Source organism: Schaalia sp. 19OD2882 (assembly GCF_018986735.1).
Taxonomy (GTDB): domain Bacteria; phylum Actinomycetota; class Actinomycetes; order Actinomycetales; family Actinomycetaceae; genus Pauljensenia.
In genome coordinates this window covers 1,575,677-1,601,642 of record NZ_CP065521.1, presented here as the reverse complement: position 1 = coordinate 1,601,642, position 25,966 = coordinate 1,575,677, and the positions used below count along the sequence as shown (strand labels likewise).

Genomic DNA, 25,966 nt, shown 5'->3' with positions numbered 1-25,966 from the left:
TGCGGCCACGACGTACCCTTGGGGCATGACTCGGATCGTCGCCGGAAGCGCCAAGGGACGCACCCTCAAGGTGCCGGCCAAGGGCACGCGCCCCACCTCCGAGAGGGTTCGCGAGGCACTTTTCGCCCGCTTGGACAACTGGGGCCTGGTCGACGGGGCCGTGGTGTTGGACCTGTACGCCGGATCGGGGGCCCTGGGGCTGGAGGCGCTCTCGCGCGGGGCGGCGCAGGCCGACCTCGTCGAGAAGTCCAGGCCGGCAGCCGCCCTGCTTGCCGAGAACGTCCGATCCTTGGGCCTTCCCGCACGCGTCCACGTCCAGGACGTGCGCACTTTCCTTGCCTCTCGCGGGGGCGCGGCGCTTCTTGGCGGGCAGTGCGGCCTCGTCCTGGTCGATCCACCCTACGACGTGGGTGAGGACGAACTGGCCGCCGTCCTGGAGGCCCTGGGGCCGTGGTTGACGCCGGATTCCTTGGTGGCCGTCGAACGCTCCACCCGCTCGCCCGAACCCACGTGGCCGACCCACCTGAAACTCGAGGATCGCAGCACGTGGGGAGAAACCGCCGTCTGGTTCGCCGGGCCCCCATTGGAGGCCACATCATGACAACTGCCGTACTGCCCGGGTCATTCGACCCCTTCACCGTGGGACACCTGGACCTGGCCGAGCGTGCGCTGACCTTCTGTGACCGCCTGGTGGTGGCTGTGGGAGTCAACTCGGCGAAAACGCCCCTTTTCGACGTCGAGAAGCGCATGCGGATGGTGCGCGCCGCCACAGGGCACCTGGCGGGAGTGGAGGTGGTCGCCATGGACGCTTTGCTGGTGGATCTTTGCTCGCAGGTCGGGGCCGACATGGTGGTCAAGGGGGTCCGCGACGGGGCGGACGTGACATGGGAGTCCACCCAGGCGGCTGTGAACCGGGATCTTGGAGGGCCGGAGACCGTGTGGCTGCCGACCCGCGGAGAGCTTTCGCACGTGTCCTCCTCCGTCGTACGCGAATTGTTGCGGTGGGGATTGGACGTCTCCCGGTATGTTCCCGGTCCGGTTGTGGAACTTGTGGGGGACAATGGGCCCGACAGGCGTACCGAGGTGGGAGGACTCCATGGCTGAGACAGACGAGCACGAATGGGACGAGCAGTCCGTGTACGGACCCTCAACCGTCATCGCCGCCCTCGACAGCATCGAGGACCTCGTGCATGCGGCCCGCGCCGTGCCGCTGTCCGCAGCCATCATGGTCAACAAGGCCGAGCTGCTGGATCTCATCGACCAGGCCCGTGAGGCCCTGCCCGACGACCTCGTCCAGGCGGACGCGGTGGTCGCGGACGCCGACGCGGTGCTCGGGCGTGCGGACTCGGCCGCAGAGGTCACCATCGCCGAGGCCAACACTCGCGCCCGCACCACCTTGGACGAGGCCCGGGACAAAGCTGAGCACTTGGTTGCCGACGCGACCGAGAAGGCCGAGACCACGTTGATCCACGCGGAGCAGGACGCCCAGCGGGTCCGTGAAGAGGCCAAGCGCGAGGCCGAAGAGATCCTTCAGGACGCCAATGTCCAGGCGGAACGCTTGGTCTCGGCCGAGAACATCACGATCATGGCGAAGGAACGCGCCCAGCAACTCGTCGCCGAAGCGCGCCGGGCCGACGCGCAACTGCGCTCGGGCGCGGACGACTACGCGGCGAAGTCCTTGGCCGAACTCTCGAAGCTGCTCGGCGACCTCCAGCGACGCACCGACGCCGGGCGCCGCGCCATTGCTGATCGCACCGGCGTGGACCGTACGAATGTGACTCTCGACGATGAGTGAGACTGCCCTGAGCTTCTCCCTCGTGGACCTGCCGCGCCAGTTGGGCTCGCGAAAGCAGGCCCAGGTCGACTGGACGGTTCCGGAGGACCTGGGCACCCCATCCATGGCAGCGCCTCCGGGCCGGGCCCTACCCCTCGACGTCGAGTTCACCTCCGTCGACAACAGGGTCCTGGTGCGCCTGCGCACGGAGGTCGACCTGGTGGGGCAGTGCGTGCGCTGCCTGGACCCTGTGGTGCGCCACCACAGGATCGACGCCGCCGAAGTCTACTTCGACGCCGACTCGCCTGCCGCCCGAGCCGCCGGCTCCCACGACCCGATGGGCGAGGAGGACGAGGCGGAAGAAGTCCAGTTCATCGGCCCTCATGACACGATCGACCTCGAAGGGCTGGTGCGCGATTGCGTGGTCACCTTGGTCGAGGACCGTCCCTTGTGCTCACCCGACTGTGAGGGCCTGTGCCAAGGGTGCGGCGAGAAATGGGTGGACCTGCCGGCCGACCACCAGCATGTGAGCATCGATCCGCGCCTGGCCGGCTTGGCCGTTCTGCTGCAGGATGCGGGACTGGCTGACGGCGACCGTGACGCTGCGCCCGGCGATGCCGGTGCCGACACCGATGATGTTTGCGGCCACGCGGGCCGGGCCGCTTCGGGCCAGGACCAGTGATGGCCCGCAAGTCCCGTCTGCCCGAACCTGTCGAGACCGACACGTCCAAGCTCATCGACGCTTGGGGCGCGGAAGTCGACCCCGATCTGCTGGCGCTGGCGTTGGTCCACCGTTCTTGGGCCAATGAGGCCGGTGGGGTGCCGAACAATGAACGCTTGGAGTTCCTCGGAGACTCCGTCCTGTCCATCGTCGCCACGGAGCGCCTCTTCATCGACCATCCGGACCTGCCCGAATCCGACCTGTCGCGCATGAGGGCCGCGAGCGTCTCGCAGGAGCCTCTGGCGCGTGCCGCCCGCGCCATCGGTCTGGGTGACTTCGTGCGACTGGGCAAGGGGGAATCGCGCACGGGCGGTGCCGACAAGGATTCGATCCTGTCGGACACCTTCGAAGCCCTCATCGGCGCCACCTATCTCACTCACGGCCTGGATGTGACCCGCCAGGTGGTCCTGCGCCACGTGGGGCCACTGCTCATCAAGTCCGCCGTGGCCGGGGCGGCCAGGGATTTCAAGACCGTCCTTCTGGAGATCGCCGCCGCGCGCTCCTTGGGTGAGGTGAGCTACGAGGTCGAGGGTGAAGGACCCGACCATGCACGGCACTACACTGCGCGGGCCTTCGCGGGGGCCAGCTGCCTGGGCCGAGGAGAGGGGGCTTCCAAGAAACATGCGGAGTTCGCTGCTGCTGCGGATGCCGTGGCCGCCCTGGAGGCCGAGCCGACCGGCATCTGAGGCCTTGCGCCGGCAGATGCCTCGCTTCGGGCGACTCAGAGACGATCGGATGGAAAAGGGACACAGGTCCCGCTTCCACTAGAATGGTGTGCGTGAGTGAGCAGAAGAACTCCCTTGTCCGAGTGATGATCGTCGATGACCACGAGATCGTCCGCCGCGGCATCGCCGAGATCGTCGACCGCGACGAACTCCTCGAGGTCGTCGCCGAGGCCGGCACCGTCAAGGACGCCCTGCGACGTGCGGGCCTGGTCCGCCCCGACGTGATCCTGGTCGACCTGCAGCTGCCCGACGGCACCGGCATCGACATCATGGAGGCCCTGCGTCTGACCAACCCGGAGATCCTTCCCGTGGTGCTCACTTCTTTCGACGACGACGAGGCCCTGGCGGAGTCCCTCGACAAGGGGGCCCGCGCCTACCTGCTCAAAACCGTGCGCGGCGCGGAGATCACTGACGTCATCAAGGCCGTGGCCGAGGGGAGGATCCTCTTGGACGACCGCACCCTGACCCGCCGCCGCGCCGACCATGACGACCCGACCGCAGACCTGACACCCTCGGAGCGCAAGGTTCTCGAACTCATCGGCGACGGCCTGTCCAACCGTGAGATCGGCGAAAAGTTGGGTGTGGCGGAAAAGACCGTGAAGAACCACATCACGTCACTGCTGTCGAAGATGGGTCTGCAGCGGCGCACGCAGGTTGCCGCGTGGGTGGCCGGCCAGCGCGCCGCCGCCTGGAGGAACTGACGCCGCAATCCTTCGCTGTCGGCCGAGGCGGCGCCGGACCGTTGGCGGGCTTGAGGAGTCGCGATGACGAACTCCGTCGAATCCGGTCCCGAGGTGCCATTGACGAGGTCGACGGCCGAGGCCGGTGACGGGCCCCTCAGGCCAGGGGCGCCGTCCACGTGATGCGGGTTCCGCGCCCGCCGATGCCACTGCCCAGTTCGAAGCTGCCACCGTGCAGGGCGGCCCTGCCCTTCATGTTCGACAGACCGGAGTTGCGGGTCCTGTTCGGGTCGATGCCCCGCCCGTCGTCAGCCACCGAAACCTGGATGCGCCCGTCCTGTTCGCGGCCCACCAGGTCGACCTGCACCTGGCCGGCTGTGGCCTTGGCGTGGCGGGCAATGTTCGACAGCCCCTCACGGACCACGGCGACCACGTCGTCGGCCAGGCCGGCGTCGACTCGCCCCTCGAAGTCCAGGACGGTGTCCGACCAGTCCTCGGAGTCCTCGGTGATCGTCCGCCCGTCCAGGGACAGGACCAGTGACGGTGCGAAGCCCAGGAAAGAGCGCGACAGGGAGGATTCGCGACGCAAGCGTTCGACAAGACCCACCGTGCGATCGGGTTCCCGCAGGTCGTGGACGATGGCGCGGATCTGACGCACGGCGTCGTCGATCCCGGCCAACGAATGGTCCAGGGCGTCCAGGATGCCCTTCGGGTCCTCGTCGCCTGCGCAGACCTTCTGCTTGGCGGCGTCCAGGCGCATGCCGGTGGCGAAGAGCTGCTGGATGGCGAAGTCGTGCAAGTCGCGGCCGATGCGATCGCGTTCGTCCAACAGGACCGCCACGTCCTCGGCATGTTTGGCCGAGGCGAGCTCCAGGGCCAAAGTGGCCTGCGTGGCAAGTGACTCCGCCAGAGCCAGTTCGGAGGAGTCGAACTCGGCGCCACCGACGACGCGCAGCAGGATGAGGACCCCCAAGGACTGGCCCCTGGCCCGCAGGGGGGCGTAGAGGGCGGGCCCGAAGACTCCCAGGGCCGGCACTCGCAGCGATTGGGCGCGCGCCAAGGAGTCGACGATGAGGCCCGTGCCTTCGGCCAGCACCTGCATGGCCCGCCCCTCCGGCGGGAAGACGGCGCCCAGCAACTTGTCGGCGTCATGCCCTTCGGTGATCTCCGCCGCCCACGTGTCTCCCACCGAGGGAAGGACGATGATGGCGGCGTCGGCGCCGGCCACCTCACGCACCGTCTGCGCAATGAGGACCAAGGCTTCTTCCTCGTCGGTGCCTTCGAGCATGGTGGTGGTCAGTGACTGGGAGGCGGCGATCCATCGTTCGCGTCTGCGCGCATCGGAGTAGAGCTCCGCGTTCTCCACGGCCACGCCGGCCGCCCCGGCAAGGGTGCGCACGATGGTGGCGTCGTCCTCGTCGAATCCCCCGAATTTGTCGGTGAGGTAGAGGCGCGCGTAGACCCTCTCGTGGACCAGGACCGGGGCGCCGAGGAAGTTCTCGGTGCGGCCCGCCCCTTCGACGTCGGTCATGTCGTTGAGGATGAGGTGGCCGCTCGGGGGGATCTCGTCGGCCAGGCGGTGCCCGACACCAGGGGAGGGGCGCTGGTCACCGTGGGTCAGTTCCATGACCGTCTCACCCCACGTGTCCAGAACCGCCAGGGTCCCGTTTCGCGCCTCGGTGAGTTGGCATGCCTGCTGGACGAAAAGCCGCAGGGCCCGTTGCAGGTCAAGGTTCGAGGTGAGGTCCAGTGCTGCCTCGAGCAGTTTGAAGTCGGTGGAATCCTTCACGGCTTCTCCTTGTCCAGGGCGTTGCGGTAGGTGGGGTGGGCGGCCAGGAGGTCCTCGTGGCGTCCGCGTGCCACGACGCACGCGGGACGGGCGGGATCGGGACGGTCCAGGACGATGATGTCATCCGCTTCCTCCAGGGCGCTCAGACGGTGGGTGACCAGCAGGACGGCGAGATCCGGGTCGGGCGCCAGCAGCGTGGCGACGAGGGCGTCGGCAGTGGCCGGGTCGAGGTGTTCCCCGGCCTCGTCCAGGAGGACGATGGGGCAGGGGGAGGCCAGGGCGCGCGCCATGAGGAGGCGTCGGCGTTCGCCGCCCGAGACGGTGGTGGAGCCGGAGCCGAGCAGGGTGTGGACTCCTTGGGGCAGGTGTTCGACCCAGTGTCCGAGGCCCACCCGGGCGAGCAGTTGCAGTGCCTCCTCCTCGGTGACGTCGGCGCGCGCCACGCGGATGTTCTCCAGGACGGTGGTGGCGAAGACGTGGGCGTCCTCCGCGGTGACACTCACCTGCGGGCCGGCGCCACTGAGGCGCCCGGACTTGGGGGGAATGATCCCCGCAAGGGTCATGAGCAGCGTCGTCTTGCCGATGCCTGACGGTCCGACCACGGCGACGCGCCTGCCGGGGGCCAGGTCCACGTCGATCCCTTCGACGAGGAGCGGACCGTCGGGCCAGCCGATGGCCAGGTCCACGGCGTGCAGTGCGGGGGCGCCGAGGCCGGCGATCGCGGTTTCACCTGCGTCCTCGTCCGCGGTCAGGTCAGCATCCGGGTCGGCCTTGTCGACGAGGGCGGGGCCGGGCTTGTCCGCAAGAGTTGTGCCGGTGTCTGCGACGGGGGCCCCTTCGGCGTCGTCAGCTCGGTGCTCTTCGGGTCCCAGGAGTTCGTCGATGCGCACAGCCGCCTTGGCGGAGCGCACCAGCTGGGCGGCGGCCATCCCCATTTCCGAGGTCCCTTCGAAGGCCGCCAATGGGGTGAGGACCACGACGGCCAATGCGAGTGCCGCAAGCGTACCGGAGGCCACATCCGGTCCGGCGACCACGAGGGCACCGACCACGGCAGCGCCGCTGGCGAAGCGGTCGACTCCCTGTGCAAGGCCCATGACCCGCGCGCTGCGGGCGGCCCCGTCCAGCACCCTGTCCTCGGCGTCGGACAGGGCGGCACGCGCCTCTGACAGGCGCCCGGCGACCTGCAGGTGGGAGGCGCCTTCGAGGATCGTCAGGCTGTGCTCCGACAGGTCGGCGCGCGCCCGGGCCGACACCGTCTGGGCCATGCGGGTGGCCCTCATGGACAGCAATGGAGCCACCAGGCCGCTGGTCAACAGGCACAGGGCAAGGACGAGTGCCGCCTCGGGGGAGACCAGCGCGATGCCCAGGACACTGGCCAGCGCCAGGATGCTCGTCGTCATGGCAGGAAGGACGGCCTTGACGACGAGGTCGCCCACGTCGTCCACATCGGCTCCGGCGCGCGCCAGGATGTCCCCCCGGGTGAGTGAGACGAGGTGTTCGGCCCGCCCGCGTGACAGGTGGGCGTAGATGCCTTGGCGCAAATTGTCCATCCCCAACAGGGCAACCTTGTGGCTGGCCACTCGCTGGAGGTAACGCATGATGGCGCGTGCGACACCGAAGGTGCGCACGGCAGTGGCGGCCACGGAGAGTTCAAGAACCGGCGGATGCTGTGAGGCCTTGGCGATGAGCCAGGCGGAGGTGGCTCCCAATGCGATGGCCGAGCCCATGCCCAGGCAGCCGATGAGGACCGACAGAGCCAGGTTCGCCTTGTCGACGGCAAGCAGGTGCAGGACCCGGGCCAGGGCCTTGCGCTCGTCGCGGGTGAGGAACAGGGGAGGGGACTGTGTGCTCACACGCGGCCTCCTTCCGTGTCGTCACGGCGGGTCGCGGGTGGGGGCTCGGCCGCCTTCGGGTCCAGGAGTTGCGGCGCGTGGATGTCAATGGCCTCAAGTGCGTCGGCGGCGGCAAGTTCGGGGTGTGCGGCGACCTCCTGCTCGCCGGCCCTGCGCGGGTGGACCTCGATGACCTCATCTGCCAGGGCCACCAAGGACTCACGGTGGGCGATGACCACCAGGGTGCGTCCCTGGGCGCGCAAAGCCTCCAGGGTGGAAGTGACGACCTCTTCACTGACGGCGTCCAGGTGCGCGGTGGGCTCGTCGAGGAAGACCAGTGGGGCCTCGCCCACCAATGCGGCGACAAGGGCCAGTCGTTGACGCTGACCGACGGACAGGCCGACCCCTCCCCGGCCGACGGGCGAGTCCCACCCGTGGGGAAGGCCAGCCAGGACCTCGTCGAAGCCGGTCGCCCGGGCAGCGCGGTCCAGGTCCCCGTCGGTGGCGTCTGCCGGCAGGTTGTCACGCAGTGTCCCGGGGACCAGAACGGGGGACTGGGGGATCCACGCGAGTTGCGACCACCACGTGGTCGGGTCGACCTCCGCCAGGTCCACGCGGGTCCCGTCCTCGTCCTGCAAGAGGATGCGCCCACGTGTGGGTCTGGTCAGACCGAGCAGGCAGGCCATGGTCGTGGACTTGCCGCCGCCGGAGGGACCGACCAGGGCCGTGAGACGCCCGGGACGGATCGTCGCCTCCAGGTCGGCCGGTGCCCACACTCCGCGGGCAGCCACCGACAGTTGCTCGCAAAGGATCGTCGTGCGTCCCGCTTCGGGTGCGTGGAGGCACGGTTCAGCAGGGCAGGAGCCGTGCCCTGCGGGAAGAGGGGTTTCGAGGACCTCGAATGCGCGTTGGGCGGCGGCCACTCCATTGGCGGAGGCGTGGAACTGGGTGCCGACTTGACGCAGGGGTTCGAAGACCTCGGGGGCCAGCATGATGACGGCAAGACCGGTGAACAGGTCGATGTGCCCGTAGACCAGGCGGAAGCCGGATTCGACGGCCACCAGGGCCACGGACAAGGTGGCGAGGAACTCCAGGACCGCGCCGGACAGGAATGCCACACGCAGGGTCGCCATGGTGGTCGCCGTGTTCTGACGGCCCAAGCGGGCCAGGTGGGTCTCCGGGCCACGCTGCCTGTGCAGTCCGCGCAGGGTGGGCAGTCCCGCCAGCAGGTCCAGCAACTGTGAGGACAGGCGTTGCATGGCCACCAGCCGCGCGGAGGACGACTTCTCGGTGAAGCGTCCGACCAGGATCATGAAGACCGGGATCAGTGGCACCACCACGGCGGCGACCACCGCAGAAACTGGGTCGAGCCACAGGATCGTCGCCAATGCCAAGGGGGTGACGGTGCACACCAGGACCAGTTGCGGCAGGAATCGCACGAACCAGGGGGTCAGGTCGTCCAGTCCGCGGGTGACCAGCGTGGCGGTGTCGGCTCCGTGGCGGGCGCGCCAGCGGGGCCCCAGTGCAATCGCATGGTCGATGACTGCGGCGCGCAATTCGCGGATGGTGTGTTCGGCCGCCCGGTTCGAGGTGGCCTCCCGCCAGGCGACGACGAGTGCCCGTGCGGACACGACGGCGACGAGGGCGGCCAGGCGGGTGGCGAGGTCGGGCAGGGTGGCGGTGCCCTGGACGAGGGGGGACAGGACGGAGGCGATCAGGACGGCCTGGGAGATGACCAGGCCGGCCGTGACCGTGCCCAGCAGAGCCTGGAAGGCGATGTGGGTACGCGCCGAGCGGGCATACCTCAACAATCTGGGATCCACTGGGCGCATGGTCCCATTGTGCAGGACTGCGCCCTTGAGCACGCAATCCGCCCGCGCGTTCGCGAGCCGGCAGAATTCCGGTCACATGTGCGCCACGGGCGGGCAGAAGGGGGCCGGGCCTGCTCACGCAGACCCGGCCCCCAGGAGTTGGCGGCGTCAGCCGGCCAGGAAGTTCTCGTTCAGGCGAATCCTGCCGAAGACCAGACCGGTGTTGGTCTCCACGTCCTCAGGTCCGACGCGGTGGCGGAACACCCAGTACGACCAGATGATGTAGACCAGGACGAAGGGCAGCAGGCACACCGCAACGCCTGTCATCAGCGTGAGGGTCGGCTGGCTTGCCGACGCCTGGTCGATCGTCAGGGAGTACGCCGGGTCGATGGAGGACTTCATGACGGCCGGAGCCATCGCTGAGAAGATCCACGCCACTGCGGCTGCGATGCCCAGGGCGGACAGGGCGAAGGACTTGCCTTCGCTGCGCATGACCTTCTGGGAGAAGACCGCCGAGCCGACCAGGCACAGGGCCGCGATGACCAGCGGGATCCACGCCAGCACATTCGACACGTAGGCGAACTGGCCCCAGATGACCCACACGGCGGCCAGGACCGTGGCGGCAGCGGTGAGGGGCGCTGCGATGGAGTTGGCGCGTTCACGCACGACGCCCTCGGTCTTCAGTGCCAGGAATTGCGCGCCGTGGGCCAGGCAGATCGCCAGGACCACCACGCCGCCGAGCAGCGTGAAGGGGGTCAACAGTGAGAAGAACCCGCCGGTGAGCTGGTGGGTGGAGGTGGCCAGGGAGTCCTGGACACCCTGGGCGGGGACCACGGCTCCGTCGCGGCCGACGACCTGGATCGCCATGCCCTGGACCAGGTTCGCGAAGGCCACCCCCAGCAGCAGGGGCACGCCGAAGGCGGAGAGGGTGTGGAACCTGTCCCACATGGCGCGCCAACGCTCGGTGGCGATCTTCGAACGCCATTCCAGGGCGGAGATTCGCAGGATGAGCAGGACCAGGACGAGGAACAGGGCCACGTACATGCCGGAGAACATTGTCGCGTACCACTCGGGGAATGCGGCGAAGGTGGCGCCGCCGGCGGTCAGCAGCCAGACCTCGTTGCCGTCCCAGTGCGGGCCGATCGTGCGCACCGTCTGGGTGCGCTCACGGTCGTTCTTGGCCACCACGTGCAGCAGCATGCCCACGCCGAAGTCGAAGCCCTCGAGGACCAGGAAGACGGTCCACAGGACGCCGATGAGGATGAACCAGAGGATGGAGAGAGTCATGTCAGGTTCCTTCCTCAGTAACCGAAGCTCAGGGCGCCGGCTTCGGCGTCCGTTGAGGTGTCCATGGGCTTCTTCGAGTGGATGCCTTCGACGGCGTAGCGCCTCAGGAGCACCAGCCAGACCACGCCCAGGACGCCGTAGAGAATCGTGTACAGCACCATGGTGGCACCCACCTGCCATGCGGGGACGTGGGTGGACACTCCGAAGTCGGTCATCATGAGGACCGAAGCGACTGGGTCACCGGCGGTGAGGGCACCCAGGTTCGGGTGCACCAGCCATGGCTGGCGGCCCATCTCGGTGAAGATCCAGCCGAAGGTGATGCCGATGAAGGGCATCGGGATGGAGATGATGCCCAGTTGGCCAAGCCACTTGTGGGTGGGCAGGTCGTCCTTCTTGCGCAGGAACCACAGGCCCACGGCGCCGAGCAGCATCGAGAAGCACCCGATGCCGATCATCAGACGGAAGGACCAGAACACGGGCATCTGCGGGGGGCGGAAGTCGTACTGGGCGGCGTCACCGTAGGTGGCCACGAAGTCCTTGTTCGAGTTGAGCAGGTCGACCATGCGCTTGTGCTCATCGGCCACACCCGCGGATTTGGCGGAGAAGCTGTTGTGCGACATGAAGGAGGCCACGCCGGGGACTTCGACGAACTTGGTCGGCATCGCGGTGCCGTCCAGCGGGCAGTCTCCGAATTGGGCCACCGTGAACGCCGCACCTTCGGTGTCCACACAGATGCCTTCGGCAACCGCCATCTTCAGGGGTTGTTCCTCGACCAGGGCCTGGCCCTGGAAGTGACCGGTGGTGGCGGCGAGCAGGCCGCCGACCAGGGTGACGGTCAGGCCGAAGCGGGCCACGGGACGCCAGACCTCCCGTGCCTCGGTGCGTCCGGCCTCTCCACCTTCTCGGGCAGCGCGAGTCATCCACCAGATGGCCAGCCCCGCCACGACGGTGCCTGCGGTCAGCCAGGCGGATGTGATGACGTGCGTGAACTCCCAGAACAGCACGGGGCTGGTGATGAGCTGGATGAAGCCGCCAAGCCCGTCGAGTTCGGCGCGGCCGGTCTGGGCGTTGAAGACGGCGCCCACCGGGTGCTGCATCCACGAGTTCGCGCTGAGGATCCACAGGGCCGAGATCATCGTGCCGAGGGCGACCAGCCAGATGGTGGCCAGGTGCGTCTTCTTGGACAGGCGTCCCCATCCGAAGATCCACAGGCCCAAGAAGGTCGATTCCATGAAGAAGGCCAGCAGCGCCTCGATGGCCAGGGGTGCGCCGAAGATGTCGCCGACGAAGCGGGAGTACTCCGACCAGTTCATGCCGAACTGGAACTCCTGGACGATGCCGGTGGCGACACCCAGCGCGAAGTTGATGAGGAGGATCTTGCCGAAGAATCTCGTGGCCTGGAGCCAGGCTTCCTTGCCCGTGCGGTACCAGAAGGTCTGCATGAGGGCCACGAGCAGACTCAGGCCAATGGTCAGGGGAACCTGGAGGAAGTGGTAGACGGTCGTGATGCCGAACTGCCACCGCCCCAGTGTCAGCGTGTCGAACGCTGTTTGCGCGAGGGTCATGTGACGCCTTCCGGTTGGGGGCAAGAGGTGATGGGTGAAGGCGCGCCAGCACACTGTCGCGACATCATGCCAGAAAGATACCTCGAACTACCGGGTGGTCAAGTACTGCTCGGGCCCTTTGTCCCATTATTGATCCGATGGTGCGTGATGGTCGGATGAGCGTGAAAGTCCCATTGATTGCAGCGCTGTGCGCCTCGGATGGGAGGGGAGGGTCGAGGGGGCTTCGGGACGGAGGTCCCATGTTGGGTCGGGATGGTGCACCACATGTGCTTGGTCAAGAACTGAATGACTGTCAGAAGGGTGGCGACTTCCGCTGTCAACCGCAGCTTCCGGGCCCTCGGCGCCATGGTGAGAGCGGATTGGTGACGCATCGCCAATGTGGCGAAAAGGCCGGAGCTGTACAGGTGTGGGAGAATGTGTCCCGGAAGGGGCGCCCGACACACCTCGGTCGTCCCGGGCCCCGGTCCCAGGTCCTCCCCCGAGGGAGGCGTCGACTGAGCGGGTCCGCGCGCCCATGGCGCTCATTCAGGCTTCCGCCCCATCCGGGCGAGTGACAAGGCTGGGTCTTCGGTGTGGAAGTCCTGCCACCGACCTTTGGAGAATCGTGTCCGACGAGACGACCACACCGGCGCCCTCGACGCCGGCAGCTTCGCTGCTCTTCCAGGCTCCCGCATTCCAGGAGCCGACCTTCCAGGCCCCGCCCGAGCGTCCGAGTGACCAGGACGAGGCCCCTGCGCGCCGATCCCGTTCACGCCGCAGTGCCGCCGAGGACGACTCGAGCCCCGAGACCGCTTCGGAGCGCCGCACGCGTGGCCGCAAGCAGCGCGCCACCCAGGACGAGGCCGCCTCCTCCGAGGCGGACCAGAGCGGGGCCGGCGCCCCCAGGTCCAAGCGGACCCGCGCCCGCAAGGCGCAGGTGGGCGACGGTGACGAAACCGCCGAGGTCCCGCCCTCGTCGGAGAGCCCGGAAGAGGACGACCCGGCGCCCTCAACGCGTGGCCGGCGCGCCCGTACGCGCACGGCGAAGACTGTCGAGGTCGAAGAGGAACAGCGCGACGAGCCCACCGACACCGCCGATGAGTCCGCCAAGGACGAGGCCGAGGAAGAAGGGACCAGCCGTCGTCGCCGGCGGCGCCGCTCACGTCCCACCATGGACGAGGACGCCGATCCCGTCGACCAGGTGAAGGCCCTCAAGGGTTCCACTCGACTGGAGGCCAAGAAGCAGCGCCGGCGTGAGGGGCGCAAGGAAGGACGCCGCAAGCACGGCATCTCCGAGTCCGAGTTCCTCGCCCGGCGTGAATCCGTCAACCGCAGGATGGTCATCCGCCACCGCGACGGCTTGGACCAGATCGCGATCCTCGAGGACAACCTGCTGGTCGAGCACTACGTGGCCCGACGCACCCAGTCCTCCATGGTCGGCAACATCTACATGGGGCGCGTCCAGAACGTCCTGCCCTCGATGGAGGCGGCATTCGTCGACATCGGCCGCGGCCGCAACGCGGTGCTCTACGCCGGCGAAGTCAACTGGGACGCTGTCGGCCTGGAGGGACGCCCCAGGCGCATCGAGTCGGCCCTCAAGAGTGGCGACCCGGTCCCGGTCCAGGTGACCAAGGACCCCATCGGCCACAAGGGCGCGCGTCTGACCAGCCAGATCACCTTGGCGGGGCGCTACCTCGTCCTCATCCCCGGCGGGTCGATGATGGGCATCTCGCGCAAACTTCCTGACAAGGAACGCTCACGCCTGAAGAAGATCCTCAAGGCTGTCGTCCCGGAGGATGCCGGAGTCATCGTGCGCACTGCGGCCGAGGGGGCCACCGAGCAGCAGATCAGCGAGGACGTCGCGCGTCTGACGAAGCAGTGGGAGGAGATCGAAGCCAAGCGCGCCAAGTCGAAGTCCGCCCCCTACCTGCTGCGCGGCGAACCCGAACTGGCCGTGCGCGTCGTGCGCGACATCTTCAACGAGGACTTCTCCTCCCTGGTCATCGAGGGCCGCCAGACCTACCGGACTGTCAAGGACTACGTCACCGAGCTCTCGCCGGAGTTGTCGGAACGCGTCGAACAGTGGGTGGGCACCGAGGACGTCTTCGCCGCCAACCGTGTCGACGAGCAGCTGGCCAAAGGCATGGACCGCAAGGTGTGGCTGCCCAGCGGCGGCACCCTGGTCATCGACCGCACTGAGGCCATGACGGTCATCGACGTCAACACGGGCAAGTTCATCGGTGCCGGTGGCACCCTGGAGGAGACCGTCACGCGCAACAACCTCGAAGCCGCAGAGGAGATCGTCCGTCAGCTGCGCCTGCGCGACATCGGAGGGATCGTCATCGTCGACTTCGTCGACATGGTCCTGGAGTCCAACCGTGACCTGGTGCTGCGCCGACTGGTGGAGTGCCTCGGGCGTGACCGCACGCGCCACCAGGTCACGGAGATCACCTCGCTGGGCTTGGTCCAGATGACCCGCAAGAGGGTGGGGGAGGGCCTGGTCGAGGCCTTCTCGACGACCTGCCAGGCATGTGAGGGCCGCGGATTCATCGTCCACCACCACCCGGTGGAGAACTCTGCGGGCGGCCAGGGTTCCCAGCAGGGCTCCGGCAAGTCCTCCAAGAAGAAGAAGTCGCAGGCCGAGCCGCGTCGGATCGAGGACGGGCCCGAGCGCGAGAAGGCCCGCGAGGCGCTCACTGCGATTGCTGCTGCTGCCGCCTCCTCCCACGCTCCCAAGGAGGGGGACTCCCCAGGCTCCGGGCAGGGGGCCACTGAGGCGCCGCTTGCCCCCAAGGAGCGAGGGCGGGGTCGCACTCGCCAGGCGCGCAGTCTGGACGTGGTGACCCCGACCCGCACGACGCTGGAGGATGTCGAAGTTTCGATCCCCCGGCCTGTCGCGCCCGAGGTGCTCTCTGTGGAGTCCTCCACAGAGGTGGTGCCAGAGCTTCCTGTGAGCGCCGACCTGTCGGTCAAGAAGCCGCGTCGTCGTCGTGCGGTCTCCTCCCAGTCGGCCGAGCCGGAGCCCACTGTGGCCCCGCTCATCGAATTGCCGGCCAAGGTGGAGGCTCCAGCGCCCTCGCCCGTCCCTTTGGATGTCAGCGAGATCGTGCTGCCGGAGCGTTCCGAGGCGCCGGCCGTCTCTGAACCTGCGGGCAAGCCGAAGAGGCGACGCCGTGCGGTGAGCACTGGCGTGGTCGACACCGGCGAATGAGGAAAGGTCCGACTGCCTCAATTCGAGGAGGCTCTGGACCTTCGGGAACCCCGTCACCGGCGGGGTTCCCGCGTCATTTCGCGCTTTTGACGCAGGCGCTCTCCTTCTTTGCGAAATGAGGTCTTCGGCGCCCTCCTGTGTTGGTCCAGGTGTTGGTCCACACGGAGTCGGGCGGCAGGTGGCACCGCAACGCGGAGACGTCGCATGCGTGTGGGACCCGCTGGGACTCAAGTCCCAACAGGTGGGAGTGGCAAGGCTCGGGCGGTCCTGTGCTCCATGTGCGCAAGAGTCGTCTCCTCAAGTGCGGGAAGGGCCCTTTGTTAATCTTGAAAGTAGGTGACGACACGTTGTCGCAATGCTCGACGAAGGGGGTGAGGGTGATGGCCGTTACGGCCTCCAGGTCTCGCTTGGGCCCCGGGTCGATCCTCATGGTCCTGGCAGCGTTCTCCATCGGCGTCCTCGCGGGCCTTGCGGTCTACACCTTCGTGTACGCCAAGGGGTACTCGTACCTGAGCTCGGACCCCAATGCGTGTGTGAACTGCCATGTCATGCAGGAGCAGTACGACGGGTGGGTTGCGGGACACCACCGGCACACGGCGGTGTGTGCCGACTGCCACCTGCCCCACGACAACATCGTCAACAAGTACTACGTCAAGGCGGAGAACGGCTTCTGGCACGGACTCAAGTTCACGACCGGCTGGTACCCCCAGAACATCGTCGCCCGCCCGGTCTCCCTGGACGTGACGAACAAAGCCTGTCTGCACTGCCACGCGAACATCACGAACGACATCCGACACTCGGTGAACTCCAACGACCCGGAGGTCTACGACTGCGTGAGGTGCCACTCGGGCGTCGGCCACGAGTAGGAAGAGAAGTGAGGTAAGGGAAATGGCCACCGAGAAGACCACGGCCAGCGGCTTCTTCACGAAGCCACTGTTCCTCGTGCTGCTCATCGTCCTGGTCGCGGCAGGGACCTTCATCGTCACCATGCTGCTGATGAATGTCAACCAGCACATGAACGAGGCCGCAGCCCCCAAGGCCCAAGTGGTCGAGCTCACGGAGCAGACCTATGACCCGGCCGAATGGGGCAAGAACCACCCCCTGCAGTACGAGGACTACAAGAAGACCGCCGAATTCACCAAGGGCAGCCACGACGGTGTGCTGGAGAAGCAGGATGCCACCCAGTCCGACCCGCGCACCGAGGTCGCTGGCCAGAAACTGGTCGAGGACCCGCGTCTGAAGGACATGTGGGCCGGCTACGCCTTCTCCAAGGACTACCGTCACGCCCGCGGTCACGAACACATGACCACCGACCAGATCTACACGCTGCGCAACCTCCAGGTGAAGCAGCCCGGAACCTGTGCCAACTGCCACGTCTCCGGACCCGAGATGTACGACAAACTGGGTGGGGGTGACCGCCAGAAGGGCTTCCTCGAAATGGGCAAACACACCCTGACCGAGGTCCTCACCAAGAGCGAGGCCGCTCATCCGGTGGCCTGCATCGACTGCCACGACCCGAAGACCATGGAATTGCGCATCACCCGGCCCGGCTTCGAGCGCGCGATCGCCGCTTTGAAGAAGACCCAGGGAGTCCAGGACTACGACGTCAACCGCGACGCCTCCACCCAGGAAATGCGCTCCTACGTGTGCGCCCAGTGCCATGTCGAGTACTACTTCAAGGGCGAGGACAAGGTCCTGACCTTCCCCTGGGACAAAGGCATCGACATCGACGACATCTACACCTACTACGAGAAGGCCGGATTCACCGACTGGGAGCACAAGACCACGGGTGCCGCCATGCTCAAGGCTCAACACCCCGAGTTCGACGTCTGGTCCAACTCCGTCCACGCGGCCAATGGCGTCTCCTGCGCCGACTGCCACATGAACTTCAAGCGCGCAGGCGCCGAGAAGATCACCAACCACCACATCACCACACCCTTGAGTGACGTCAACGCCTCCTGCGGCACCTGTCACAAGACCGGCGACGGGGTCCTCGAACAGCGTGTGGCCACCATCCAGTCGCGCTACATCGACTCCCGCGACCGCACCTTCGACGCCCTCGTGGCCCTGATCAAGGACTTGGAGAAGGCCAAGACGGATGGAACTCCCGCCGACCAGATCGCCCTGGCACAGCAGTTCCAGCGCAAGGCCAGCTTCTACCTGGACTACGTCTACTCGGAGAACTCCTACGGCTTCCACGCCCCCGAGTACATTCAGCGGATCCTCAGCCAGGCCCTCGATGCTGCGCGTGAAGGGCAGCTTGCCCTCAGGGGAGTGCCCGCCGACCAATTGAAGCCCTCCGAGATCAGCGAGCACTTCAAGCAAGCGGAAGAGGCTGCCCAGTCGGCCGCCGCCGAGGCTGTGAATGCGGCCCACTGACCGCGCCGAAGCCTCCTCGGACAAGACCCCGCACGAGTGCGAGGTCGTGCCCGACGAGGAAGTGCCCGAGGACGAGTCGGAGGCCTTCTACGAAGGCCGCTCCGAACGGGATGACGACCTGCTCGGCGACCGGGCGGCGCGTCGCAGGGCAGAGCGCGCCGCCCAGAGCCTGGGCGCTCCTGCGAAGATCCTCACCCGAGGCATGAAAGTGGCGCTGGTGGTGGCCGTGCTGGTCGGCATGGGTGGTGCCATCTGGTGGTCGTCGTGGACGGCGAACAGCCAGGATCCCCATGCGAACCTCGAAGACGAGATGTCGGGGACGAATGCCACCGAAGGCACCGCCGTGCGGATCGCACGCGCCGAGGCCGCGTTGGAGGCCAACCCGCAGAACATCGACGCCCTGCTCGAAGTGGGGGCACTGCGATTCGACATGGGGGACATCGATCGCGCCAAGGAGTACTTCCAGAAGGTCATAGACGTCGCCCCGTCGGATGTGCGCGGCTGGTACCACATCGGCTTCTGCCATCTCATGGCTGAGCCCCAGGACGCCGAGGCCGCCTTCGGTGCGTGGCAGAAGGTCATTGAGCTGGACCCTGAATCCGCGCAGGCCAAGCAGGCCCAGATGCACATGGAGCATCTCCAGGGCCCCCAGAGTGGGCATGGCTCCGACAGCGGCGGTGTTCCCGAAGGTCTGGGCCCACCGAGTGGTGACGGCGGTCGGTCCTGATGGATGCCGTGTCGCTACCTGCTGCCCTCCTCGCCGGGGTACTGGCCTTCGCCTCCCCCTGCTTCCTGCCCCTCGTGCCCGCACTGCTGGTCCATCTGGCCGGAGTCCGCTCCGCCGACACGATGCAAGTGCCCTCACCCCTGCGCACCGTGGGTGCCCTGCCCGCGACGGGCTTCATCGACCCGGCAGCCGTGCGCACACGCGTCCGCCAGGAACCGGCTGGGGCCATGGCCGATTCGGCCGATGGCAGATGGGTCGCCCTGTGCAATGCGCTCGCCTTCGTTGCCGCGTTCAGCGTGGTCTTCGTGGGCCTGTGGGCGCTGGCTGCAGCGGCCGGCAATGTCCTTGGGGCATTGCGGGAACCCCTGCGCGTCGTCGGCGGTGTGCTGCTGTTGATCATGGGATTGCAGGCCACAGGTCTGATTCGCATGGGATTCCTGGACCGGGTTCTTGCAGGAATGGGCAAGCTGGACGGCACACGCAGGGGAGTGGTGGCATCAGCGGCCCTGGGACTCGCCTTCGCCCTCGGATGGTCGCCGTGCATCGGGCCCGTCCTCGGCGCGATCATCGCCATGGCCCTGGCGGCCGAGACTGCATGGCAGGGACTGGCCCTCATGGTGGTCTTCTGCGCGGGACTGGGCCTGCCGCTGGTCCTGCTGGCGGCAGGACTGGACCGGGGCGGACGTCTGCTGACGTGGATGCGAGGGCGACGTCGTGCCCTCCACATCTTGTCGGGCTTGTTCCTGCTGGTCATCGGCTTCCTCATGGTCACCGACCTGCTGGGTCCACTGTCGGGCACTGCCTGGTTCGGTACGTGAGCCGTGGTGGCCGCAGTGGGATTGGACGGAAAGGGGATGCACATGAGTGAGCGCAGCGGCGGCGCACAGTCCCGTGTCGAGTCGCCGGACAGCGGAGCCCACGAGGGCGAGGTGCGCGTCGGAGAACTCTTCCACTGGCTGTACCGCCTCTTCTACTCGAAGGTCTTCGGTGTCCTGTTGATCCTCGCCTTCGCCGCCTACGCCTTCGTGGGCTCCTTGGTCCCGCAGATGAGCCCCGAGGTCCACGCGGACGCCTCCGCCCACGAGCATTTCCTCGGCGAATTGCGCCCCACCCTGGGACCGGCCACCAACCTGTTGGACGCCCTCGGCCTCTTCCACGCCTTCACCTCCATCGGCTTCCTCGTGGTGGTGACCCTGCTGGCCCTGAGCATCATCGCCTGCACCACCCACCGCATCCCGGAACTCCGGGACCGGGTGCACCGCCCGCGCACCCATGTGGCGCCACGATTCTTCGACAGGGCCCGCTACCGCGCAGTGGTGCACACCTCGGCCAGTACTGACCGGGCCCTGTCACAGGTGCGGGGCGTCTTGAGCGCCAAGAAATGGCGCCTCCTGGAGGATCCGCGTGATCCGGAGCGTGCCGTCTTCGCCGACCGCTTCGCGTGGAGCGGAATCGGAACCGTTCTGGCACACACGGCCTTCGTCCTCATCCTCATCGCCTTCGTCGTGTCCTCCTTCCTCAGCGTCGACGAGAACCTGGACATCCCGGTGGGCGGTTCAGTCGAAGTCGGACACGACTCCGGTCTGACGGTGAGCGCAGTGGCCTTCACCGACACCTACACGCCCGAGGGGCAGGCAGCCGACTACGTCTCCGAACTCTCGGTGACAAAGGGCGGCACCGAAGTCGCCCACCAGGAGGTGCGCGTCAACTCGCCCCTGGTGGTCGACGGTTTCCGCTTCCACCAGGCCAGCTTCGGCCACGCGGTGGACCTGCGCGCCACTGACGCCTCCGGCAGGGCCCTGTACGAAGGCACTGTGCCCTTGACGAACACCACGGAGGACCGATCGGATGTCTACGGCTTCATGCCGCTGGGGCAGACCGGCAAGACCCTGGTGGTCGCCACGGCCGCCTCCGGTCAGGGCATGTCCACCATTCCTCCGGGCAGCGCCCTGTTCGAGATCCACGCCGACACGCAGAGCGGACCTGTGGCCTCCAAGCAGGTCACCCAAGGCAACAGTGTCGAGATGGAGGGCATCACCGTGACCTTCCAGCGTGAACGGGAGTACACGGGCATCACCCTGCGCAATGACCCGGGTGCGCCGATCATGTGGGTGGCGTCCGTCCTGCTGGTGGGCGGCACGTGCATCACCTTCCTGCTGCAGTACCGGCGCCTGTGGGTCCGTGTGGACGAGGACGATGACGGCACCCGTGTGGTCCGACTCGGTTCGGTCTCACGACTGGACGTGACCTTCGAGAGGATCTTCTCCGGCCTTGTCCGCCAAGTCGAAGCCGCACTGCCCGACACTGGTGGCCAGGCCCGAGTCGACCTCACCCCCGACACCGACGAGGAGGAGCCCCATGGCACCCGATGACGTCCTACGCGTGGGTCAGTTGCTGCTCACCAGCACACTGGTCATCACCGTCCTCGCCCTGATCTGCAACATCGTCGTCCTGACCGGTCGGCGTGCCGCGCTGACCGACGCCCGTGCGGCCCACGGCAAGGCCCGCGCGGGAGTTGGTGCACGCACCTCGGGCAGCGACGACGACGCCTTGGTCGACGAGGCCGAAGGAGTGGACGAGACCGAAGAAGTGCCCCGTGGTGCCTTTGCGGCCCGGACGATCGGCGACCGCCTGCCCAAGGGACTGGCCCTGTACGCCACCGGATTCACCGCGGTGTCGGTGGTCCTGCTGGTCGCCTACCTGGTGATGCGCACGATTACCTCTGGCTACAGCCCCTTCGCCAACCAGCACGAGTTCGCCGTGTCCTTCGCCTTCGGCATCCTGTTGGCGTACCTGCTGGCGGAGTACCGCTACCGGATCCGCGCGCTGTCGATGGTGGTCCTGCCCGTGGTCATCGCCCTGCTGGTGTACGCGAACTCGCTGGACATGACCATCAAGCCGCTGGTGCCGGCTCTCAAGGACAACCTGATGCTCACGCTGCACGTGGCCTTCGCGGTGCTCTCCTACGGTGCGGCGTGTGTGAGTTTCGGCGCCGCATCCCTGTACCTGGCCCACCCGTACCTGCGGGTCAAGGCCCTGCCCTCCCAGGAGGTGCTCGACGACATCGGCTACAAGGCCGCTGCCGTCACCTACCCGCTGCTCACCCTCATGATCGTCATGGGTTCCATCTGGGCGAACACCGCGTGGGGGCGCTACTGGGGCTGGGACCCCAAGGAGACCGCGGCCCTGGTCACATGGCTCATCTACACCGCCTACCTGCACACACGGGTCACCCGTGGCTGGCAGGGCAGCCGCAGCGCCTGGATGCTGATCCTGGGCTTCGCGGCGGTCCTCTTCGCCTACTTCGGCAACCACTTCTTCGGTGGCCTGCACTCCTATGGGTGACAATGGGCCGATGAGGAACTCCGCCTGGGTGAGGAACACGCTGGTCCTGGCCGTGACGACGGCCGTGGTCCTGGGCGGGGTCTGGCTGGCACAGTCGGTGCGCTCGGGAGGTCCCGCACAGTCGGGGCGCGCGCAGACCCAGGTCAGTGGACAGGGCGTCTCCTTGGCCGCCCCTGCGGTGGGGGACAAGGCGCCGACCTTCACGGCCACCACCCTGGAGGGTACGCCGATCGACACGGCGAAACTCGACGGCAAACCCCTGTGGCTGCTCTTCAACGCCACATGGTGCACGGACTGCCGTGTGGAGGCTCCCGACATCCAGGCCGTCCACGCGGCCCACGGTGACAAGGTGAGGATCGTCGCCGTGCACGTCAACGACGACCCGGACACCGTCAAGAAGTGGGTGTCCACCTTGGGCCTGGGGTACACGCACGTGGTCGACAAGGACGGCGTCATCTCCAGGGCGTGGGGCGTGGACGGAATCCCCGCCCACTGGTTCGTCGGGGCGGACGGTGTCATTGTCGACTCGCGCGTGGGCGCACTGAGCCCCGCCCAGATGGAGCGCAAGGTTGCCGAACTGCTCAAGTGAGCCCGGCGTGTCGCCACTTGGGTGCAGGTGTGGAATCGCACAGCTCACGGTCCCGGACAAGGGATGGGTCGGGTTGCCCGGCGCGGCCCCTCTCCGCTAGATTTGATCGTCGGCGCACCGAGCGCCAACGGAATCCACCGGCCACTGTGGCCCGCCTGCGGGCCCGGGTGGGGGATGTCCGTCCAGAAGATGCTTGAGAGAAGTGAGTTCAACGTGGTCTACGCGATCGTCAAGGCCGGCGGCCGTCAGGAGAAGGTGTCCGTCGGTGACGTCGTCGTCGTCGACAAGCTGGCCGAGGAGATCGGCGCCAGCATCGAACTCCAGCCGCTGATGCTGGTCGACGGGGACAAGATCACCGTCGACGCCGACTCACTGAAGAAGGTCACCGTCAAGGCCGAGGTCGTCGACACCGCCAAGGGTCCGAAGATCTCGATCATCAAGTACAAGAACAAGACCGGTTACCGCAAGCGCCAGGGCCACCGTCAGAAGATGTCGGTTGTCAAGATCACCGAGATCGCCTGAGACGCCTCCCAACCGCACGAGCAGAAAGCAGGTGTCGACATGGCACACAAGAAGGGCCTCGGCTCCTCCCGCAACGGCCGCGACTCCAACGCCCAGCGCCTCGGTGTGAAGCGTTTCGGCGGCCAGGTCGTCAAGGCCGGCGAGATCATCGTCCGCCAGCGTGGCACGCACTTCCACCCCGGTGACGGCGTGGGCCGCGGCAAGGACGACACCCTCTTCGCCCTGCGCGCCGGCGCCGTGGAGTTCTCCACCCGCCGTGACCGTCGGGTCATCAACATCGTCGAGCCGGTCTCTGCCTGACAGACCCCACGACAGCGAAGGGCGTCCGGTTTCCGGGCGCCCTTCGTCCACATCCGGACCACCGTACCCCAGGAGGACCCGTGCCGAGCTTCGTCGACCGAGTGACCATCCACGCCTTCGGCGGCAACGGCGGCCACGGGGTGGCCTCCGTCAAACGCGAGAAGTTCAAGCCTCTGGGCGGGCCCGACGGCGGCAATGGGGGCAACGGCGGCTCCGTCATCCTCGAGGTCGACCCGCAGGTGACCACGCTGCTCACGTACCACCACAGCCCCCACCAGAGGGCCAAGAACGGCACCCCCGGCATGGGCGACTTCCGTCAGGGCCGCAACGGCGAGGACGTCGTCCTGCCCGTACCCGAAGGCACCGTGGTCAAGTCGACCTCCGGCGAATTGCTGGCGGACCTCACCGGCGCGGGCACACGTTTCACCGTTGCCGAGGGCGGACGCGGCGGCCTGGGCAACGCGGCGCTGGCCTCGAAGGCCCGAAAGGCCCCGGGCTTCGCCCTGCTGGGTGAGCCCGGCGAGGAGCGCGACGTCGTCCTCGAACTCAAATCCGTCGCCGACGTGGCGCTGGTCGGATTCCCCTCGGCAGGAAAGTCCTCGATCATCGCCGCCATGTCGGCGGCCCGGCCGAAGATCGCCGACTACCCCTTCACCACCCTGGTGCCGAACCTCGGCGTGGTCGAGGCCGGCGACGTGCGCTACACGATCGCCGACGTGCCGGGTCTCATCCCCGGCGCCTCGCAGGGCAAGGGCCTGGGCCTGGACTTCCTGCGCCATGTGGAGCGCTGCGCCGTCATCGTCCACGTCATCGACACGGCCGCCTTCGAGTCCGACCGCGACCCGGTCGCCGACCTGCGCACCATCGAGGCGGAACTGGCGGCCTACCAGGGGGACCTGGGCGAGGTCGAAGGCTACGTGCCCCTCATGGAACGCCCGAGAGTCATCGTCCTCAACAAGATCGACATTCCCGACGGGCGCGACCTGGCGGAGATCACCCGCCCCGACCTCGAAGAATTCGGCTGGCCGATCCACGAGGTCTCGGCAGTGTCCCACGAAGGACTGCGCCCCCTGTCCTTCACCCTTGGCGCCCTCGTGGCCGAACAGCGCGCGAAGCTGCCCGCCCCCGAGGCCCGCGCCGTCATCCGCCCGGCGGCGGTGGGCCAGCAGGACCAGATCACCGTGCGCCAGGTGCACATGGGGGACGAACCCGTCTACCAGGTGCGCGGCACGAAGCCGGAACGGTGGGTCAAGCAGACCGACTTCACCAACGACGAGGCGGTCGGCTACCTGGCGGACCGCCTGGCGGCGGCCGGCGTGGAGGACATGCTCATGAAGGCCGGGGCCTTCGCGGGCGACACGGTGGTCATCGGCGACCTGGACGGGGGAGTGGTCTTCGACTGGGAGCCCACCTTGTCCACCGGGCCGGAGCTGCTTGGCCAGCGAGGCCAGGACCTGCGCCTTGAGCAGGGCGGACGCGCCACCCGCAAGGAGCGCCGCGAACGCTACCACGACATGATGGACGCCAAGGCCGAGGCCCGCGAGGAGCTGTGGACCGAACGCATGGCCGGCATCTGGACCGACCCGGAAAGCGGTGACGAGCCCGCACCCAAGGGGCGGCTATGAGGCAGGCACTGGCCGGCGCGCGACGCATCGTCGTGAAAATCGGGTCCTCGTCGCTCACCCGCGAGGACGGCGGACTGGACCTCAACAGGATCGACGTGGTGGCGCGCCTGGCCGCCCAGTGGCAGTCGGGCGGTCGTGAGATGGTCATTGTCTCCTCCGGCGCGGTGGCGGCGGGTCTGGGTTCCCTGGGCCTGGACGCGCGCCCGAAGGACCTGGCCACCGTGCAGGCCGTGGCCGCCATGGGGCAGGGGGTGCTGGTGGCCCACTGGTCGCAGGCCTTCCAGGCCCACCACCGGCACGTCGCCCAGGTGCTGCTGACCACCGAGGACGTGATGCGCCGCGAGCACTACACGAATGCCCGCAGCGCCCTGGAAAAGCTCCTGAGCCACGCCGTGGTGCCGATCATCAACGAGAACGACGCGGTGACCACCCCGAAGGTGCGTTTTGGTGACAACGACCGTTTGGCGGCCTATGTGGCGCAGATGGTGGCGGCCGACGTGCTGGTGCTGCTCACCGACGTGGACGGCCTGTACACGGCTCCACCCTCGCACCCGGGGGCGACCCTGGTGCGCACCGTGTCCGCCACTGACGACCTGCATTCCGTGCTGGTGACGGGGGCGGGCTCCAAGGTGGGCTCCGGCGGAATGGTGACGAAAATGCAGGCGGCGACCATGGCGGCGGGTTCCGGCATCGGCGTGGTGCTCACCTCGGCTCCGCAACTGGCGGGCGCATTGGCGGGTGCGGAGGTCGGCACTTGGTTCGAGCCGTCCTCGGCCCGCCCGGCCTCACGGACCCTGTGGATCGCCCACGCCGCCCAGTCGATGGGCGAGGTCGTGGTGGACCGCGGAGCCGTGCACGCCCTGACGGTGGGGAAGAAGTCCCTGCTGGCGGCGGGTGTGCGCGAGGTCTCGGGCAGTTTCGAGGCGGGCGACGTGGTGGACGTGGTGCACCCGGGCTCGGGGCTGGTGGCGCGCGGGGTGTGTGCCTACGACTCGGACACGGTGGCCGCCATGGCGGGCCTGGGGCGCGCGGACCTGGAGTCCCAGGGCTGGCAGCATCCCCGTCCGGTCATCCACCGGGACGACCTGGCGATCCTCGTCTGAGG

At 67.7% G+C, this 25,966-nt stretch carries 23 protein-coding genes; 18 read left to right on the top strand and 5 right to left on the bottom strand.

Annotated features, from left to right (window positions below; genetic code table 11):
- Positions 1 to 25 precede the first annotated feature (25 nt).
- The 6 genes from rsmD to I6B53_RS07075 all read left to right on the top strand — a co-directional run bounded on the left by rsmD (position 26) and on the right by I6B53_RS07075 (position 3,921).
- Complete coding sequence (gene rsmD / locus I6B53_RS07100) at positions 26 to 601, top strand: 16S rRNA (guanine(966)-N(2))-methyltransferase RsmD (protein WP_216763586.1); 576 nt, start codon at positions 26 to 28, stop codon at positions 599 to 601.
- The gene (gene coaD, locus I6B53_RS07095) at positions 598 to 1,104 is read left to right on the top strand and encodes a pantetheine-phosphate adenylyltransferase (RefSeq protein WP_216763585.1); all 507 of its coding nucleotides are present in this window, start codon (positions 598 to 600) and stop codon (positions 1,102 to 1,104) included. The genes rsmD and coaD overlap by 4 nt, the downstream gene beginning before the upstream one ends.
- A complete protein-coding gene (locus I6B53_RS07090; protein WP_216763584.1) occupies positions 1,097 to 1,795 on the top strand; it encodes a hypothetical protein in 699 nt (232 codons plus the stop codon). Before coaD ends, I6B53_RS07090 begins: the two co-directional genes overlap by 8 nt.
- The gene (locus I6B53_RS07085) at positions 1,788 to 2,456 is read left to right on the top strand and encodes a DUF177 domain-containing protein (protein WP_216763583.1); all 669 of its coding nucleotides are present in this window, start codon (positions 1,788 to 1,790) and stop codon (positions 2,454 to 2,456) included. The genes I6B53_RS07090 and I6B53_RS07085 overlap by 8 nt, the downstream gene beginning before the upstream one ends.
- On the top strand, positions 2,456 to 3,181 hold the full coding sequence (gene rnc / locus I6B53_RS07080) for a ribonuclease III (protein WP_216763582.1): 726 nt from the start codon (positions 2,456 to 2,458) through the stop codon (positions 3,179 to 3,181). The genes I6B53_RS07085 and rnc overlap by 1 nt, the downstream gene beginning before the upstream one ends.
- Before the next feature lie 125 nt (positions 3,182 to 3,306).
- Positions 3,307 to 3,921 carry a response regulator transcription factor gene (locus I6B53_RS07075; RefSeq protein WP_216765396.1) on the top strand — a complete coding sequence of 205 codons (615 nt, stop codon included), beginning with the start codon at positions 3,307 to 3,309 and terminating at the stop codon, positions 3,919 to 3,921.
- A gap of 136 nt (positions 3,922 to 4,057) precedes the next feature.
- Here I6B53_RS07075 and I6B53_RS07070 read toward each other — a convergent pair whose 3' ends face one another.
- From I6B53_RS07070 to I6B53_RS07050, 5 genes are all read right to left on the bottom strand, one after another.
- Complete coding sequence (locus I6B53_RS07070; RefSeq protein WP_216763581.1) at positions 4,058 to 5,689, bottom strand: GAF domain-containing protein; 1,632 nt, start codon at positions 5,687 to 5,689, stop codon at positions 4,058 to 4,060.
- Positions 5,686 to 7,542, bottom strand: a complete 1,857-nt coding sequence (cydC, locus tag I6B53_RS07065; protein ID WP_253953813.1) for a thiol reductant ABC exporter subunit CydC — start codon at positions 7,540 to 7,542, stop codon at positions 5,686 to 5,688. Before cydC ends, I6B53_RS07070 begins: the two co-directional genes overlap by 4 nt.
- Positions 7,539 to 9,353: a thiol reductant ABC exporter subunit CydD gene (cydD, locus tag I6B53_RS07060; RefSeq protein ID WP_216763580.1), complete on the bottom strand. Its 1,815-nt coding sequence runs from the start codon at positions 9,351 to 9,353 to the stop codon at positions 7,539 to 7,541. The genes cydC and cydD overlap by 4 nt, the downstream gene beginning before the upstream one ends.
- Before the next feature lie 147 nt (positions 9,354 to 9,500).
- The gene (cydB, locus tag I6B53_RS07055) at positions 9,501 to 10,619 is read right to left on the bottom strand and encodes a cytochrome d ubiquinol oxidase subunit II (RefSeq protein ID WP_216763579.1); all 1,119 of its coding nucleotides are present in this window, start codon (positions 10,617 to 10,619) and stop codon (positions 9,501 to 9,503) included.
- 14 nt (positions 10,620 to 10,633) lie between these two features.
- Complete coding sequence (locus tag I6B53_RS07050; RefSeq protein WP_216763578.1) at positions 10,634 to 12,184, bottom strand: cytochrome ubiquinol oxidase subunit I; 1,551 nt, start codon at positions 12,182 to 12,184, stop codon at positions 10,634 to 10,636.
- A gap of 604 nt (positions 12,185 to 12,788) precedes the next feature.
- Between I6B53_RS07050 and I6B53_RS07045 the strand changes: the two genes are divergently transcribed.
- The 12 genes from I6B53_RS07045 (at position 12,789) to proB (ending at position 25,964) form a co-directional block, all read left to right on the top strand.
- On the top strand, positions 12,789 to 15,374 hold the full coding sequence (locus I6B53_RS07045; RefSeq protein WP_253953812.1) for an Rne/Rng family ribonuclease: 2,586 nt from the start codon (positions 12,789 to 12,791) through the stop codon (positions 15,372 to 15,374).
- Positions 15,375 to 15,754: 380 nt separating this feature from the next.
- On the top strand, positions 15,755 to 16,240 hold the full coding sequence (nrfH, locus tag I6B53_RS07040) for a cytochrome c nitrite reductase small subunit (protein ID WP_216763576.1): 486 nt from the start codon (positions 15,755 to 15,757) through the stop codon (positions 16,238 to 16,240).
- Between the two features lie 22 nt (positions 16,241 to 16,262).
- Positions 16,263 to 17,753, top strand: coding sequence for an ammonia-forming cytochrome c nitrite reductase subunit c552 (locus I6B53_RS07035; protein ID WP_216763575.1), 1,491 nt, complete (start codon positions 16,263 to 16,265; stop codon positions 17,751 to 17,753).
- Complete coding sequence (locus I6B53_RS07030; protein ID WP_216763574.1) at positions 17,740 to 18,480, top strand: tetratricopeptide repeat protein; 741 nt, start codon at positions 17,740 to 17,742, stop codon at positions 18,478 to 18,480. Before I6B53_RS07035 ends, I6B53_RS07030 begins: the two co-directional genes overlap by 14 nt.
- Positions 18,480 to 19,298, top strand: a complete 819-nt coding sequence (locus I6B53_RS07025; protein WP_301554130.1) for a cytochrome c biogenesis CcdA family protein — start codon at positions 18,480 to 18,482, stop codon at positions 19,296 to 19,298. The genes I6B53_RS07030 and I6B53_RS07025 overlap by 1 nt, the downstream gene beginning before the upstream one ends.
- Before the next feature lie 42 nt (positions 19,299 to 19,340).
- Entirely contained in the window at positions 19,341 to 20,852 is a 1,512-nt protein-coding gene (locus I6B53_RS07020; RefSeq protein WP_216763572.1) for a cytochrome c biogenesis protein ResB, read from the top strand.
- The gene (ccsB, locus tag I6B53_RS07015) at positions 20,839 to 21,825 is read left to right on the top strand and encodes a c-type cytochrome biogenesis protein CcsB (RefSeq protein ID WP_216763571.1); all 987 of its coding nucleotides are present in this window, start codon (positions 20,839 to 20,841) and stop codon (positions 21,823 to 21,825) included. The genes I6B53_RS07020 and ccsB overlap by 14 nt, the downstream gene beginning before the upstream one ends.
- Positions 21,826 to 21,835: 10 nt before the next feature.
- On the top strand, positions 21,836 to 22,414 hold the full coding sequence (locus I6B53_RS07010) for a TlpA disulfide reductase family protein (protein WP_216763570.1): 579 nt from the start codon (positions 21,836 to 21,838) through the stop codon (positions 22,412 to 22,414).
- A 213-nt stretch (positions 22,415 to 22,627) separates the two neighbouring features.
- The gene (rplU, locus tag I6B53_RS07005) at positions 22,628 to 22,936 is read left to right on the top strand and encodes a 50S ribosomal protein L21 (protein WP_216765394.1); all 309 of its coding nucleotides are present in this window, start codon (positions 22,628 to 22,630) and stop codon (positions 22,934 to 22,936) included.
- A gap of 39 nt (positions 22,937 to 22,975) precedes the next feature.
- The gene (gene rpmA, locus I6B53_RS07000; RefSeq protein ID WP_216763569.1) at positions 22,976 to 23,236 is read left to right on the top strand and encodes a 50S ribosomal protein L27; all 261 of its coding nucleotides are present in this window, start codon (positions 22,976 to 22,978) and stop codon (positions 23,234 to 23,236) included.
- Positions 23,237 to 23,316: 80 nt separating this feature from the next.
- A complete protein-coding gene (gene obgE / locus I6B53_RS06995) occupies positions 23,317 to 24,861 on the top strand; it encodes a GTPase ObgE (RefSeq protein WP_216763568.1) in 1,545 nt (514 codons plus the stop codon).
- Entirely contained in the window at positions 24,858 to 25,964 is a 1,107-nt protein-coding gene (gene proB, locus I6B53_RS06990) for a glutamate 5-kinase (RefSeq protein ID WP_216763567.1), read from the top strand. Before obgE ends, proB begins: the two co-directional genes overlap by 4 nt.
- Positions 25,965 to 25,966 lie beyond the last annotated feature (2 nt).

Coding starts and splice junctions, on each gene's coding strand:
- I6B53_RS07020 (WP_216763572.1), top strand. CDS start 19,341: ATGAGTGAGCGCAGCGGCGGCGCACAGTCCCGTGTCGAGTCGCCGGAC.
- I6B53_RS07035 (WP_216763575.1), top strand. CDS start 16,263: ATGGCCACCGAGAAGACCACGGCCAGCGGCTTCTTCACGAAGCCACTG.
- nrfH (WP_216763576.1), top strand. CDS start 15,755: ATGGCCGTTACGGCCTCCAGGTCTCGCTTGGGCCCCGGGTCGATCCTC.
- rsmD (WP_216763586.1), top strand. CDS start 26: ATGACTCGGATCGTCGCCGGAAGCGCCAAGGGACGCACCCTCAAGGTG.
- I6B53_RS07030 (WP_216763574.1), top strand. CDS start 17,740: ATGCGGCCCACTGACCGCGCCGAAGCCTCCTCGGACAAGACCCCGCAC.
- coaD (WP_216763585.1), top strand. CDS start 598: ATGACAACTGCCGTACTGCCCGGGTCATTCGACCCCTTCACCGTGGGA.
- proB (WP_216763567.1), top strand. CDS start 24,858: ATGAGGCAGGCACTGGCCGGCGCGCGACGCATCGTCGTGAAAATCGGG.
- I6B53_RS07025 (WP_301554130.1), top strand. CDS start 18,480: ATGGATGCCGTGTCGCTACCTGCTGCCCTCCTCGCCGGGGTACTGGCC.
- I6B53_RS07010 (WP_216763570.1), top strand. CDS start 21,836: ATGAGGAACTCCGCCTGGGTGAGGAACACGCTGGTCCTGGCCGTGACG.
- rpmA (WP_216763569.1), top strand. CDS start 22,976: ATGGCACACAAGAAGGGCCTCGGCTCCTCCCGCAACGGCCGCGACTCC.
- rnc (WP_216763582.1), top strand. CDS start 2,456: ATGGCCCGCAAGTCCCGTCTGCCCGAACCTGTCGAGACCGACACGTCC.
- cydB (WP_216763579.1), bottom strand. CDS start 10,619: ATGACTCTCTCCATCCTCTGGTTCATCCTCATCGGCGTCCTGTGGACC.
- I6B53_RS07085 (WP_216763583.1), top strand. CDS start 1,788: ATGAGTGAGACTGCCCTGAGCTTCTCCCTCGTGGACCTGCCGCGCCAG.
- I6B53_RS07075 (WP_216765396.1), top strand. CDS start 3,307: ATGATCGTCGATGACCACGAGATCGTCCGCCGCGGCATCGCCGAGATC.
- cydD (WP_216763580.1), bottom strand. CDS start 9,353: ATGCGCCCAGTGGATCCCAGATTGTTGAGGTATGCCCGCTCGGCGCGT.
- ccsB (WP_216763571.1), top strand. CDS start 20,839: ATGGCACCCGATGACGTCCTACGCGTGGGTCAGTTGCTGCTCACCAGC.
- I6B53_RS07090 (WP_216763584.1), top strand. CDS start 1,097: ATGGCTGAGACAGACGAGCACGAATGGGACGAGCAGTCCGTGTACGGA.
- I6B53_RS07050 (WP_216763578.1), bottom strand. CDS start 12,184: ATGACCCTCGCGCAAACAGCGTTCGACACGCTGACACTGGGGCGGTGG.